Here is a 13721-nt window from a genome sequence, read left to right as displayed (position 1 = left end):
CGTCCCGTGCCATTCTCCCCCGTACAACGGTCAACACGGTATGTAGCGTGCCCTAGTTCTCCAGAAGATCACCAGGCTGTTATGCAAGGGTGACCAGGCAGAAGGGACAAACCACCGCCGACCGACGAGGCTTGGGCCATGGCCTCACCGTGCGCATGCGTCACACACGCCCCAGGGTCAGGAGCCGGTCGCCGGAGGGCCGGGAGCCGGTGGCGACCGACGGTAACCGTACGGAGGTCAGGCCGCCGCTGCCGACGGCGACGGAGCCGCTGACGGCAGGGCCCGCGCTCCCGCCTGGGTGACCCGGGTCGCCCCGATGTAGTCCGGCGAGTCGATCGGGTCGAAGCGGATCACCGCCCCGGTGTGCGGCGCGTCGATCATGTAGCCGCCGCCGACGTAGATCCCCACATGGTGGATGGACCGCGGATCGTTCAGATCGAAGGCGAAGAACACCAGGTCCCCGGGGAGGAGTTCGGCCCGGGTCGGGTGCGGTCCGGCGTTCCACTGGTCGTTGGCGACCCGGGGCAGCGTGATGCCGACCGAGTGGTAGGACGCCTGCGTCAGACCCGAGCAGTCGAACCGGCCGCCCTGCGCCGCGGTGCCCTCGCCGCCCCACAGATACGGCTTGCCGAGCTGCTGCTGGGCGTAATAGATGGCGGCCGCCGCCTGCTCCGACGGCGCCACCCGCCCGACCGGCGCGGCGAAGCTCTTCTCCAGGGTGCGGATGGTCCTGACGTAGTTCTGCGTCTCGGCGTACGGCGGGACACCGCCGGCCGTGATCACCGCGTACGCCCCCGCGTTGTAGGAGGCGAGCATGTTGTCGGTGTTGTTCCCCGGCACGTCCTTCACATAGGAGGCCAGGTCGCAGTCATAGGAGGCGGCCGACGGTATGGCGTCCTCGGGGTCCCAGACATCGGCCTTGCCGTCCCCGTTGCCGTCCACCCCGTGGGTCGCCCAGGTGCCGGGGATGAACTGGGCGATCCCCTGCGCCTGCGCCGGACTCTGCGCCCGCGCGTCCCAGCCGCTCTCCTGGTAGAGCTGGGCGGCCAGCAGCGCCGGATTGATCGCCGGGCAGAGATCGCCCCACTTCAGCACGATCGGCTGGTAGATCGCCGGAACCGTGCCCTTGGCGAGGGTGACCGCCCCCGCGCCGTCCCTGGCCAGGCCGGCCGCCGCCGAGAAGGTGCCCACCACGAGCAGCGCGAGGAACGAAAGGCTCAGCCCTCCGCCGAGGATGACGGCGAGCCAGACTTTCCGCGCCACTGCCGCCCCGCCTTTCCCGCTCGCCTTGGTGGTCCAGGGTCCCGTACGTTGTCGTACGTTCCCATCGTTGCCCTGAGGTCAGGCCCGTGATACACAGAGTAGTGGGCTCCATCCCTCGAACACCGGTCCGGCATCCAGTCTGACGGCTGCGGACCGATTTGTGCGGAGGATCTGCCGAGAAAGTCGCCGAGTCGACATGCAACGGCCGAATCCTCCGTCAAACTGGATCCTGACACCCCTTGCGCCCCGGCGAGGGAGTCAACTGATCGAGCGGGGTGGTGAGTTACATGTACCTGGCAGCCGCGAAGGGCGACATCAACACCATCATCGGTGGCATCGCCCCCGACTGGGGTCCCTTCGGAGACCTGGGCAATGAAGCACGTGTGATGATCGAAGTGGTGATGGCGACAGCGATCCTGCTGTGCCTGGCCATCGCGATCTGGGGCGCCGCGAAACAGCGGATCGGCGCGACCGCGCTGCGCGACACCTTCAGCGCGGAGCAGGGCAAGGGGTTGATCATCGCCGGGCTGACCGGGGTGTTCATCATCGGGTCGCTCGGCACGCTCTTCACCATCGTGTACGGGATGGCTGTTTAGCGCGCTGGCCGGCACCGGCCCGGGCCGGGCCGGCCCCTGTCAGCCCTGTCGGCCCTGTCGGCTCCGTCTGACTCTGCCCGGTTCGGCCGGTCGGCCCCCCTGTTCACGCCTGATCGCCCCTGATCGCCTCTGATCACGCCGGTTCACGCCGGTTCACGCCTGTTACGTCCCGGAGCCCGTCCCCGGCTCCGCCTTCCCCTCCGAGGCTGCGTGCTGATGCCCACTCGACCAAGCGGCGGCGCCGTCCGCGACAGGCGCCGCTCCGGCATGCCCGCGAGCCCGGCGCCGGAGGGGGCGAGCGCGCGATGAGTCTCGGCCAGGACGGCCCGCCGACCCGGACCCGGATGCCCGAGGGGCACAACCCCCACGGCGCCGCCGCCCGCCGGCCACAGCCCCGGCGGACGCTGGTGACGGTGGTCGGCATCGTGGTGCTGCTCATCGCCGCGATCGCGTTCGCCAACCGCGGCCACCACAACGCGGCCGGGACGGCCACCGGTTCCACCACGACGGGCTCCACCTCCGGCGGCAAAGGGGCGGGCGCCGCGCCGACCGCCCCCACCGGCGAACACCCTGTCACCGGCCAGAGTGGCGGCCTCCCTTCGGGTTTCGCGCACACCGAGCAGGGGGCCCAGTCGGCGGCGGCGAACTACGCGGTCGCGCTCGGCGGCGTGGACATGTTCAACGCGGCGCGCCGGCACCAGATCGTCGCCGCGGTCCACGACCCCGCCGTCGTCGCCCGCCTCCAGACCGACCTGGACCGGGCCTATTCGGGTGCCGCCCTGAAGTCTCTCGGCCTCAACAACGACGGCACCGCGCCGGGCGGCCTCACCTTCGTCTCCCGGACCGTCCCGGTGGGCACCAAGGTGACGGCGAACGCCGCGGACGCGATGACCGTCGAGGTGTGGTGCACGGACCTGGTCGGACTCGCGGGCCAGGGGTCGACCAACCCGGTCAGCAGCGCCTGGTTCACCACCACCGAGAAGCTCGTCTGGGTCGGCGGGGACTGGAAGATCGAGTCCTCCAGCCAGCAGGACGGACCGGCGCCGGTCAGCGGCGACCAACGGGCGTCCACAGCCGATGAGATCGCCGGCGCCGTACGGGACTACGGAGGCTTCACTTATGCCAGGTAGCCGACTGCCCGATGGCCGACCGTCAGGTGGCCGTCCGGCGGAAACCCGAACAGCGGCAAGCCGCCCGCCGACCCGCCGCCGCTGGTCCGCGCTGGCCGCCCTCACCTTCGCGCTCACCGCGCTGCCCGCCGCCGCGTTCGCCGCGACGCCGACGCCCACCCCCACCGCGAAGGGCGGCGCGAGCGACCCCTGCCGGCTGCTCGTCGGCTCCGCCAAGGACTTCTGCGAGAAGGACAACGGCGGCGGCGGGGGCGGCGGCGGCAACAGCCTCACCGACACCCTCGACCCACTCACCTCCCTGGGCAAGGGATGCGCGGACGCCGCGTCGTGGACCATCGACAAGCTCTCCTCGGCGGTCACCAAGACCACCCAGGTGGACTTCACCAACACCGCGTTCCTGCGGCAGTACGCCGTGGTCTTCGCCGCCTCCACCATCCTGACCCTGGTGCTGTGGCTGCTCGCCGTGGCCAAGCGGGCCGTGCGCGGCGTCCCGCTGACCGAGGCGCTGACCGAGGCGGTCGGCTTCCTGTGGCTCACCGTGCTGGCCTCGGCCTTCACCCCGCTGATCCTCTACACCGTGGTCTCGGCGACCGACGCGGTGACCGATGTGATCTCCAGCGGGACCAGATCCAACACCGACGTCTTCTTCGGTTCCTTCTCCGGCGCCCTCACCAAAGGCGACGACATCGGCGGCGGCCCGATCATGCTGATCCTGGTGTCGCTGGTCTCCGTGGTGGCGGCCGGTGTGCTCTGGCTCGAACTGGTGATCCGCGCCGCGCTGCTGTACGTGGGCGCGCTGCTCGGCACCGCCGTCTACGCGGGCCTCGTCGACAAGAACATGTGGCACAACGTCCGCCGCTGGGCCGGGATCATGATCGCGGTGATCATGGTGAAACCGGTGATCGTGATCGTCCTCGGGCTGGCCGGCGCGCTGTCGTCGAGCGACGACGGCCCGGACGCCTTCTCCGCGGTGGTCTCCGGCCTGGCCATCATCCTGCTGGCCATCTTCGCCAGCTTCATGATCTACCGGTTCGTCCCCGGCTTCGGCGACGACGTGGTGAACCTGCGCAACAGCCGCAAGTCGGCCGGCGGCCAGAGCGGCGCCGCCGCGGTGATCTCCTCGCCCGCCGCCCTCGTCAAACAGGGCATCAAGACGCACAGCTCACGCGGCGGCCCCCAGGAGCAGGCCCAGGGCGGCGCCCAGCCGGCCAACCCGATGGCGGGCGGCATGGCCGCGCACAGCAGCCGCGGCGGAGGCGGCGGCAGCGGTGGCGGCACGGCGGGCGGCGCCAACCCGCCGGCCGGCAACCCGCTCGGCGGCTCCCCCTACCGATCGGGCCCCGGCACCAACCGGGGCCAGGCACCAGGCTCCAACAACAGCACTTCGCAGGGAGGTTGATCGCCGGTGACAACCCAGACCTTCACCCAGCCGCGCCGCACCTATCTGATCGGCAAGGCCCGGCCCAACGCGATCGTCGGCAAGAACCGGGAGACCGGCGAGATCGCGCTGATCATCGCCGGCGCCGGCCTCGGCATGCTCTGCGGCCTGCTGGTGCCCGTCCTGCTGCTGCGGATCGTCGGCCTGGTCGGCTGGCCGACCCTCGCCCTGGCCGCCGTCTACATGCCGTACCGGCGGCGCACCTTCTACCGCTGGTTCGAGATCAACCGCACCTACCGCCGTACCCTGCGCACCGCCGCCACCTACCGCTCCGCCGTCCAGGAGGCCGGCGTCGGGCTCGACGGACGCGAGGTGGAGATCGGCCCGCCGCCCGGGATCGGGCGGATCAGCTGGCTCGCGGCACCCTTCGGACCCGACGAGATCGCGGTGCTCCTCCACGTGGACCGGCGGACCGTCACCGCCGCCATCGAGATCGAGGGCCCGGGCGTCGGCCTGCGCGACAGCGAGGACCAGGAGGCGCTGGTCGAACGGTTCGGCACCCTGCTGAAGCACGTGGCCAACGGCGACGGCTTCGTCAACCGGCTCCAGATGCTCGCCCGCACCCTGCCCGCCGACCCCGACGCCCACGCCAAGGACGTCGCCCAACGCGGCGACCCGGACGCCGACCGCTGGCTCAAGGACTCCTACGACCAGTTGCAGTCCATGGTGTCCACCTCCTCCGAGCAGCACCGCGCCTACCTCGTGGCGTGCATGCAGTTCACCCGCGAGCTGGCCGCCGAGGGCAACGCCATGGCCCGCGCCACCGCCGGCCGCGGCGCCAAGGTCGACAAGGACTCAGGGCTCGCCGCGGTGATGGCCCGTGAGCTCAACGACATCTGCGCCCGCCTCGCCGAGGCCGACATCCGGGTGCGGCAGCCGCTCGGCCAGGCCCGGCTGGCCTCGCTCGTCCACTCGATGTACGACCCGGACCACCCCATAGACCACATCCAGGCGATGACCCGCCGCAACGCCTGGCCGGCCGAACTGGACGCCACCGACCCGACGTACCTCCAGGCCAAGACCCGCGAGTCGTCGACCCGGGCGCCCTGGCACCACTCCACCGCCTGGGTGAAGGAGTGGCCGATGACCCCGGTCGGCGTCAACTTCCTGGCGCCGCTGCTCGTCCACACCCCCGATGTGATCCGTACGGTCGCGGTGACCATGGACCTCGAACCCACCGACGTGGCCATCGAGCGGATGCTGACCGAGAAGACCAACGACGACGCCGAGGCGAGCCGGGCCGCGAAGATGAACCGGGTGGTGGACCCGCGCGACATCGCCCACCACGGACGGATCGACCAGCGCGGCGAGGACCTGGCCAGTGGCGCAGCCGGAGTGAACCTGGTCGGCTACATCACCGTCTCCTCACGCTCCGCGGAAGCGCTGGCGCGCGACAAGCGCACCATCCGCGCATCCGCCGGTAAGTCGTATCTGAAGCTCGAATGGTGCGATCGTGAACACCACCGGGCATTCGTCAACACCTTGCCGTTCGCCACCGGCATCCGCCGCTAGCCCGCCCGTACGAGGAGGCCACTGCCATGCCCATGCTGGACCCGCTGGCGGCGATCACCGACGCGTTCACCAGCTTCCTCTTCGGCCGGGTGGAGACGACACGGCTGCCCGTGCGCACCTCCACCGGCCAGGCGCAGGCGGTGTATCTGCCGACCGCGGCGCCCGGCCTGGGCGACTCCGGTGTGATCATCGGCCGCGAGGTCTACTCCGGCAAGGGCTACATCTACGACCCCTTCCAGCTCTACGGCCAGCAGCTCCCCGCCCCGCACTGGCTGGTCCTCGGCGAGTCGGGCAACGGCAAGTCCGCGCTGGAGAAGACCTACGTCCTGCGCCAGTTGCGCTTCCGCGACCGGCAGGTGGTGGTGCTCGACGCCCAGGGCGAGGACGGCGTCGGCGAGTGGAACCTGATCGCGAAGGCGCTCGGCCTCACCCCCATCCGGCTCGACCCGACCGCCGCCCTCAACGGCGGCATCAAACTCAACCCGCTCGACCCGGCGATCACCCTCACCGGCCAGCTCGCGCTGCTGCGGACCATCATCGAAGTGGCCATGGGCCGCGGCCTCGACGAGCGGTCCGGCTTCGCGCTGAAGGTCGCGCACGCCTACGTGGTCGAGACGGTGACGGAGCGCCAGCCCATCCTCACCGACATCGTGGAACGCCTGCGGCACCCGCTGGAGGAGTCCGCCGAGGCGATGAACGTCCAACTGGACGACGTCCGCGCCTGGGGCCTCGATGTGGCGCTCGTCCTCGACCGGCTGGTCGACGGCGACCTGCGCGGCATGTTCGACGGCCCGACCAGCGCCGGCATCGACCTCGACTCGCCGCTGATCGTCTTCGACCTCTCGCACATCGACCGCAACTCGATCGCCATGCCCATCCTGATGGCCATCGTCGGCGTATGGCTCGAACACACCTGGATCCGCCCCGACCGGAAGAAACGCATCTTCCTCGTCGAGGAGGCCTGGCACATCATCAACTCGCCCTTCGTGGCCCAGCTCTTCCAGCGGCTGCTGAAGTTCGGCCGCCGGCTCGGCCTGTCCTTCGTCGCCGTCGTCCACCACCTCTCCGACGTGGTCGACGGCGCCGCGGCCAAGGAAGCCGCCGCCATCCTCAAAATGGCCTCCACCCGCACCATCTACGCCCAGAAGGCCGACGAGGCCCGCGCCACCGGCAGAGTCCTCGGGCTGCCGCGGTGGGCGGTGGAGATCATCCCGACGCTCACCCCGGGCATCGCGGTCTGGGACGTCAACGGCAACGTCCAGGTGGTCAAGCACCTCATCACCGAGACCGAACGCCCCCTGGTCTTCACCGACCGCGCCATGACCGAGTCCTCGGTCCAGCACGCGGCCGATCTGGAGGCCGAGGCGGAAGCCGAAGCGGAAGCCCGCGCGGAGGCACACGCCGCCGCCCAGGTCGCACTCGCCAAACAGCTCGCAGACGACGCGGTCGCGTGACGGGAACGAGATGGCACAGCGGAAGAGGGAGCCCCAAGGGGGCCTGCCCGACGGCCTGATCGTCGGCATCATCGGCTTTCTGCTCGGCGTGACCATACTGACCTGGACCGCCACCGGCGTCGCCGGGCTGTTCGCGCACGGCGGCTGGCCGCACGCGCTGCACTTCACCCGCACCCCGCAGGCGATGCGCGCGCTGATCGGCCGGCCGCGCGACCTGCCCGGCGCGTGGCCCAGCACCCCGGTCGGCCAACTGCCAGGCCCCGGACTCTTCTTCGGCGTGTTCATCGGCCAGTTGATGGTGCTGTTCGTGCTGACGGTCTGGGCGCTCAACGTGGTGGCGCGGCTGCGGGCCGGCTCGGCGCGCGGCGGGTTGGCCCGCGCGGCGGACGACGGCACGGCGGTCCGGCCGGCCGCGGCGGTCACGCCGACCGTGTCAGGCGGGCTGGGCGCCGACGGCGCCCCGGGCGGGCCGGTCCCCACGCCCCGCCCCAACGGCCCCCGCACGGCCGGCAAGGACGCCGACAGCCTCGACGCCTGGTTCCGTACCGTGCCGCGGGCCGCGCCCTTCGCCCACGACGACACGCCCACCACCGTACTGACCCCGACCGGATTCGAGGGGCCCACCGCCGGGCCTGGCGCCGGACCTACCTACGGACCTCCCGCCGGACCCACCGCCGGGCCCGGCGACGGCTACGCGGCCGGCCGGCCGGTGCCCGCCGCCGACCACCTCGCCGACGGCGAGATCACCCGCACCTACGCCCTGTTCGCCGCGCCCCACGGCGACAAGTCCAAACGGATCATCCAGCCGGCCGTACTGGCCGCCGCGGGACCGGTCGTCGTCACCACCGCGGACCCCGACACGTACCACCAGACCGTCGGCAACCGCGCCAAGCTCGGCCCCGTACACGTCTACGACCCCGCGCACCTGCTCGACGTACCCGGCAGGCTGCGCTGGGCCCCGCACGGCGGCTGCGAGCACCCCGGCACCGCGAGGACCCGGGCCGCCGCGCTGCTGGCCCCGCTGCGGACCGCCCGCGCCGACGAGGCGATCGTGCACGACACCGCCGTCACCCTGCTGCGCTGCTGGCTGCACGCGGCGGCCGTCGACGGGCAGCCGTTCCGCCAGGTGCAGCGGTGGGCCGGCGGCGGCACCATCGCCGGCGAGCCGGTCCGGATCCTGCGCACCGACACCGGCGCCACCTCCGGCTGGAGCGGCGAACTCGAATCCGTCCTGCACGCCCACCCCGAACGCCGGGACGCCGCCCAGGCGTTGATCCGCCACCTGCTGGCCCCGCTCAACGCGGTGCACATCCGCGACGCCTGCAATCCGGGCCGGACCGGAGGGCTCGACCTGGAGTCATTCACCGCCGAACGGGGCATACTGTATGTAGTGGGCGAACGGATCGAAGACCCGCGATCCCATCCGGGTGCGATGCCCCTGCTCACCGCACTCGTCTCCAGCGTGGTCGAGCACGGCCGGAGCATCGCCGCACGGTCATCCGCCGGCCGGCTCGACCCACCAATGACGTTCGTGCTGGACGACATCGGGGCTCTCGCCCCCTTCCCCACGCTGCCCGCGCTGCTGGCCGAAGGACGTACGGCGGGCCTGCTCACCCTGGCCGTCCTCCGCTCCCCCGAACAGGCCCTCGCCCGCTGGCACGCCCCGCTCTGGCAGCACGCCGAGGTCCGGCTGGCCCTCGGCGAGGAGACAGCCGCCGCCCTGCCGCCTTCGGTGCCGGACGCGGTGCGGATCCGCTAGCGGGGTCCGATCCGCAGGAGGATCGAGGGCCCGGGCGTCCGGGCCCACCCGGCAGGCGTCCGGGCGCACCTGGTGGGCTTATCCGAAGGTGAAGGAGTACGCGCTGAGGCCCGGCGAGAAGGTCAGCTTCAGCGTCCCGCGCCGCTCACTGCTGCCGCCCACCACCGTGTAGATGTTCGGCGCGCCCGAGATCTTGAAGGTCTGGGTCCGCCCCCCGAAGGAGGCGGTGACCGTGCCGGTGCCGCCGACGTCCAGATAGACGTCGTCCGCCGCGAAGTTCAGCTCCATCGTCGCCGCCTCGCGCGCCGTCAGCGACTCCGCGTCGACCCCCCACGTCCCGCCGAGCCCGAACGCGTTGGCCGGCACCGAACCCGGCAGGGTGAAGGAGTGCGTGCCCAGGTCGAGCGACCCGCCGGCGAACCCGTGGGCCCGCTGGGCGCCCAGATACGTCTCCGGGGTCTGATTCAGATCGGTCGGCGTCCGGTCCGGCACATCCGTCGCCTCGGGCAGCTCCGTACCGGGATGCGCGGCCGCCAGCAGTTGCCTGATCAGCGACTCGTCGTCGCCGTAGCCGCCCTCACCGATGGTCACATGCCGCACCTTGCCGGACGCGTCGATGAGATACGACGCCGGCCAGGAGTCGTTGCCGAACGCGGTCCAGGTCCCGTAGTCGTTGTCGAGCGCCACCGGGTACTTGATGTGCAGCCGCGCGGCGCCCGCCTTCACATTGGCCGGCTGGTGCTCGAAGGCGTACTCCGGGGTGTGCACCCCGACCACCACCAGCCCGTCCTTCCGATACGCCTGGTACCAGGCGTTGACATGCGCGATCTCCCGCTGGCAGTTGATGCACGAATACGCCCAGAAGTCGACCAGCACCACCTTGCCCTTGAGGCCGGCCTCGGTCAGCGGCTGGTCGCCCGGGGTGTTGAACCACTGCTGGATGGCGCTGAAGGCCGGCGCCTTACCGCAGTCCATCAGCACCGAGCTCTCCGTCGACGCGCACGCCTGGAGCGCCGCGCTCTGCTGCGGACCCAGCCCCTTGACGGCACCGGCGTTGTCCAGCGCGTTGTTGAGCTTGCCGGTGTAGTCGGGCACGGCCCGCTGGATGGCGTCGGTGACGTTGAAGGTGAGCGCGACCGCCAGCCCGATCACCACCAGGCCCGCGACGAACCGCACCGAACGCTGCCGCTCCCGGAACGCCCGCACCCGCTCGGCGACCCCGCGGCCGGCCAGCGCGAAGAACAGCAGCGGCGCCGCGGTCCCCACCGCGAACGCCAGCGTCAGCGCGACCGTCTGGGCGCCGATCCGATGGGTGGCACCCGCCACCGTGATGGCCGCGAGCACCGGCCCCGCACACGGCACATAGACCGCGCCGAGCGCCAGCCCCAGCACGAACCCGCCGTGCCCGCCGCTGACCTGCCGCCGGCCCACGTAGGAGAACGGCCGCTCCAGCAGATCCTGCACACGGGGGAACATCATGGCGATGCCCAGCACCGTCAGCACCACCAGGCCGGCCCACCGGATGGTGTCCGACGGCAGCGGCAGCACACTGAGCACGAGGGTGCCCAGCAGGGTGAACACACTGAAGCTGAGCGCCAGGCCCGCCACCACCAGATACGGCCGCCTGCTGCCGTGGCCCCGCCCCTGGACCGGGGTGCCGCCCGGATAGCGGGCCGCCTTCCCGCTCCCGCCCTGCTCCCCCGCGGCTCCCGTGGGTCCGGCGGCTCCGGCGGCTCCGGCGGCTCCGGCGGCTCCGGCGGCTCCGGCGGTCAGAAAGATCACCGGCAGCACCGGCAGCACACACGGTGAGATACCGGTGATGAAACCGCCCACCAGCCCGATCAGCACCAGCGTGACCACAACGACCTCCGAGAGCGCCCGGCGCCACCTCGCGCGACCGGTTCCTCCGTACGCTAACCCCGCCGCCTGTGGACTCCGGCGGGCCGGGCCCAGCGGTCACCGATCCGTAAGAACCGTTCGCAGGGTGTGGGGGGTGGGGCAACGGCCGTTGACGGGCGGGGCGGTCCGGCTTAGCCTCCACGAGGTGACGCAGTAAGCGGTTTCTATCGGTGATGGTGAGGGGCAGTGATGGCGGAGCGGCCGACCCTGGTGCTGGCGATGCGACCTGACATCCTCGACCTGGTCCTTCCCGAACCGCTCCGCACCCGGCTCGACGCGCTGGCCGACGTCCGGCCCGGCCCGCCGCTCACCGACTGGTCGAACGCCTCCGACGCCGATCTCTCCGGCGCCCAGGTACTGCTCAGCGGCTGGGGCTGCCCGCCCCTGGACACCGCCTTCCTCGACCGCGCCCCCCGGCTGGCCACCGTGCTGCACGCGGCCGGCACCGTCAAGGGCCACCTGCCGCCCGAGGTCTGGGAGCGCGGCATCACCGTCTCCTCCGCCGCCGACGCCAACGCGGCCCCCGTCATCGAATTCACCCTGGCCACCGTGTGGCTGGCCGCCCGCCGCACCCTCGGCGCCGCCGCCGGATACGCCGCGGGTCACTACCCCGGCTATCAGGAACGGCAGGGCGCCGACGGGGCCGTGGTGGGCGTCATCGGCGCTTCCCGGATCGGCCGGGGCGTCATCGCCCGGCTGCTCGCCTCCTCGGCCGGCTTCCAGGTACTGCTCGCGGACCCGTATGTCTCGACCGCGGAAGCCGCCACGCTGGGGGTCGAGTTGGTCGACCCGGATGAGCTGTGCCGCCGCTCGGACATCGTCACCGTGCACGCCCCCGATCTGCCCGAGACCCACCATCTGCTCAACGCCCGCCGACTGGCCCTGCTGCACGACGGAGCCGCTGTCATCAACACCGCCCGGGGCCGGCTCATCGACACCGCGGCTCTGACCCAGCAGTGCGCCAGCGGCCGTCTCGACGCCTATCTCGATGTCACCGAGCCCGAGCCGCTGCCCCCGACGCATCCCCTGCGCGCACTGCCCAATGTCCTGATCACCCCGCACATAGCCGGCTGCCAGGGGACAGAGGTCCAGCGCCTGGGGGCGTACGCGGTCAGCGAGTTGGAGCGTTGGATCAGCGGCCGGCCCCTGCTGGGCACCATCACCGGGGAACAGCTCACCAGAATCGCGTGAGGCGCACGCGAGACGCGTGAAACGCAAAAAAGCTCGGAGCCCCCGACATGATCGGGGGCTCCGAGCTTTTAATATTTGTTCGGCGGTGTCCTACTCTCCCACAGGGTCCCCCCTGCAGTACCATCGGCGCTGAAAGGCTTAGCTTCCGGGTTCGGAATGTAACCGGGCGTTTCCCTAACGCTATGACCACCGAAACACCATGAAACACACACCAACCCCGGAGATTTATACCCTCACAGGGGGGTGGTGGCTGATTGTTTCAGAACCACACAGTGGACGCGAGCAAACATGGACAAGCCCTCGGCCTATTAGTACCGGTCAGCTCCACCCATTACTGGGCTTCCACATCCGGCCTATCAACCCAGTCGTCTACTGGGAGCCTTACCCCATCAAGTGGGTGGGAGTCCTCATCTCGAAGCAGGCTTCCCGCTTAGATGCTTTCAGCGGTTATCCCTCCCGAACGTAGCCAACCAGCCATGCCCTTGGCAGAACAACTGGCACACCAGAGGTCCGTCCGTCCCGGTCCTCTCGTACTAGGGACAGCCCTTCTCAAGACTCCAACGCGCGCAGCGGATAGGGACCGAACTGTCTCACGACGTTCTAAACCCAGCTCGCGTACCGCTTTAATGGGCGAACAGCCCAACCCTTGGGACCGACTCCAGCCCCAGGATGCGACGAGCCGACATCGAGGTGCCAAACCATCCCGTCGATATGGACTCTTGGGGAAGATCAGCCTGTTATCCCCGGGGTACCTTTTATCCGTTGAGCGACGGCGCTTCCACAAGCCACCGCCGGATCACTAGTCCCTACTTTCGTACCTGCTCGACCCGTCAGTCTCACAGTCAAGCTCCCTTGTGCACTTACACTCAACACCTGATTGCCAACCAGGCTGAGGGAACCTTTGGGCGCCTCCGTTACCCTTTAGGAGGCAACCGCCCCAGTTAAACTACCCACCAGACACTGTCCCTGATCCGGATCACGGACCGAGGTTAGACATCCAGCACGACCAGAGTGGTATTTCAACGATGACTCCACCACGGCTGGCGCCGCGACTTCACAGTCTCCCACCTATCCTACACAAGCCGAACCGAACACCAATATCAAGCTATAGTAAAGGTCCCGGGGTCTTTCCGTCCTGCTGCGCGAAACGAGCATCTTTACTCGTAGTGCAATTTCACCGGGCCTATGGTTGAGACAGTCGAGAAGTCGTTACGCCATTCGTGCAGGTCGGAACTTACCCGACAAGGAATTTCGCTACCTTAGGATGGTTATAGTTACCACCGCCGTTTACTGGCGCTTAAGTTCTCAGCCTCGCCACACCGAAATGTGACTAACCGGTCCCCTTAACGTTCCAGCACCGGGCAGGCGTCAGTCCGTATACATCGCCTTACGGCTTCGCACGGACCTGTGTTTTTAGTAAACAGTCGCTTCTCGCTGGTCTCTGCGGCCACCCCCAGCTCACACCGTAAAGATGATCAC

At 70.1% G+C, this 13721-nt stretch carries 9 protein-coding genes and 2 rRNA genes (1 of these 11 running past the window's edge); 7 read left to right on the top strand and 4 right to left on the bottom strand.

Translation table 11 applies throughout. From position 1 onward, the window contains the following. Positions 1 to 237: 237 nt before the first annotated feature. Entirely contained in the window at positions 238 to 1263 is a 1026-nt protein-coding gene (locus OG519_RS19095; protein WP_405585228.1) for an NlpC/P60 family protein, read from the bottom strand. A gap of 287 nt (positions 1264 to 1550) precedes the next feature. Between OG519_RS19095 and OG519_RS19090 the strand changes: the two genes are divergently transcribed. The 6 genes from OG519_RS19090 to OG519_RS19065 all read left to right on the top strand — a co-directional run bounded on the left by OG519_RS19090 (position 1551) and on the right by OG519_RS19065 (position 9152). After that, positions 1551 to 1859: a hypothetical protein gene (locus OG519_RS19090; protein ID WP_405585225.1), complete on the top strand. Its 309-nt coding sequence runs from the start codon at positions 1551 to 1553 to the stop codon at positions 1857 to 1859. 305 nt (positions 1860 to 2164) lie between these two features. Beyond that, positions 2165 to 2989: a hypothetical protein gene (locus OG519_RS19085; RefSeq protein ID WP_405585222.1), complete on the top strand. Its 825-nt coding sequence runs from the start codon at positions 2165 to 2167 to the stop codon at positions 2987 to 2989. Continuing rightward, positions 2979 to 4388, top strand: a complete 1410-nt coding sequence (locus tag OG519_RS19080) for a hypothetical protein (protein ID WP_405585219.1) — start codon at positions 2979 to 2981, stop codon at positions 4386 to 4388. The genes OG519_RS19085 and OG519_RS19080 overlap by 11 nt, the downstream gene beginning before the upstream one ends. Before the next feature lie 6 nt (positions 4389 to 4394). Beyond that, positions 4395 to 5939, top strand: coding sequence for an SCO6880 family protein (locus OG519_RS19075; protein WP_405585218.1), 1545 nt, complete (start codon positions 4395 to 4397; stop codon positions 5937 to 5939). Positions 5940 to 5971: 32 nt separating this feature from the next. Next, positions 5972 to 7393 (top strand): ATP-binding protein, encoded by a 1422-nt coding sequence (locus OG519_RS19070; protein WP_405592828.1) that lies wholly within the window; start codon positions 5972 to 5974, stop codon positions 7391 to 7393. A 10-nt stretch (positions 7394 to 7403) separates the two neighbouring features. After that, positions 7404 to 9152, top strand: coding sequence for a type VI secretion protein (locus tag OG519_RS19065; protein WP_405585215.1), 1749 nt, complete (start codon positions 7404 to 7406; stop codon positions 9150 to 9152). 78 nt (positions 9153 to 9230) lie between these two features. On the opposite strand, the gene OG519_RS19060 is transcribed toward OG519_RS19065, so the two are convergent. Further along, positions 9231 to 11012, bottom strand: coding sequence for a cytochrome c biogenesis protein DipZ (locus OG519_RS19060; RefSeq protein ID WP_405585213.1), 1782 nt, complete (start codon positions 11010 to 11012; stop codon positions 9231 to 9233). A gap of 228 nt (positions 11013 to 11240) precedes the next feature. On the opposite strand from OG519_RS19060, the gene OG519_RS19055 reads away from it, so the two are divergent. Further along, entirely contained in the window at positions 11241 to 12242 is a 1002-nt protein-coding gene (locus OG519_RS19055) for a hydroxyacid dehydrogenase (protein WP_405585210.1), read from the top strand. A 77-nt stretch (positions 12243 to 12319) separates the two neighbouring features. Here the strand turns inward: OG519_RS19055 and rrf are convergent. Both rrf and OG519_RS19045 read right to left on the bottom strand, forming a co-directional pair. Beyond that, positions 12320 to 12436, bottom strand: a 5S ribosomal RNA gene (gene rrf, locus OG519_RS19050). Between the two features lie 94 nt (positions 12437 to 12530). Beyond that, positions 12531 to 13721, bottom strand: a 23S ribosomal RNA gene (locus OG519_RS19045) (it continues 1937 nt past the right edge of the window).

It is taken from the genome of Streptomyces sp. NBC_01190 (assembly GCF_045039895.1).
Lineage (GTDB): Bacteria > Actinomycetota > Actinomycetes > Streptomycetales > Streptomycetaceae > Actinacidiphila.
The sequence above is the reverse complement of the archived record's forward strand: the minus strand, read 5'-3'. Positions and strand labels throughout refer to the sequence as shown.

What these genes read in the sequence shown, in the direction of transcription:
- OG519_RS19065 (WP_405585215.1), top strand. Translation starts at nt 7,404, where the DNA reads ATGGCACAGCGGAAGAGGGAGCCCCAAGGGGGCCTGCCCGACGGCCTG.
- OG519_RS19055 (WP_405585210.1), top strand. Translation starts at nt 11,241, where the DNA reads ATGGCGGAGCGGCCGACCCTGGTGCTGGCGATGCGACCTGACATCCTC.
- OG519_RS19070 (WP_405592828.1), top strand. Translation starts at nt 5,972, where the DNA reads ATGCTGGACCCGCTGGCGGCGATCACCGACGCGTTCACCAGCTTCCTC.
- OG519_RS19085 (WP_405585222.1), top strand. Translation starts at nt 2,165, where the DNA reads ATGAGTCTCGGCCAGGACGGCCCGCCGACCCGGACCCGGATGCCCGAG.
- OG519_RS19080 (WP_405585219.1), top strand. Translation starts at nt 2,979, where the DNA reads ATGCCAGGTAGCCGACTGCCCGATGGCCGACCGTCAGGTGGCCGTCCG.
- OG519_RS19090 (WP_405585225.1), top strand. Translation starts at nt 1,551, where the DNA reads ATGTACCTGGCAGCCGCGAAGGGCGACATCAACACCATCATCGGTGGC.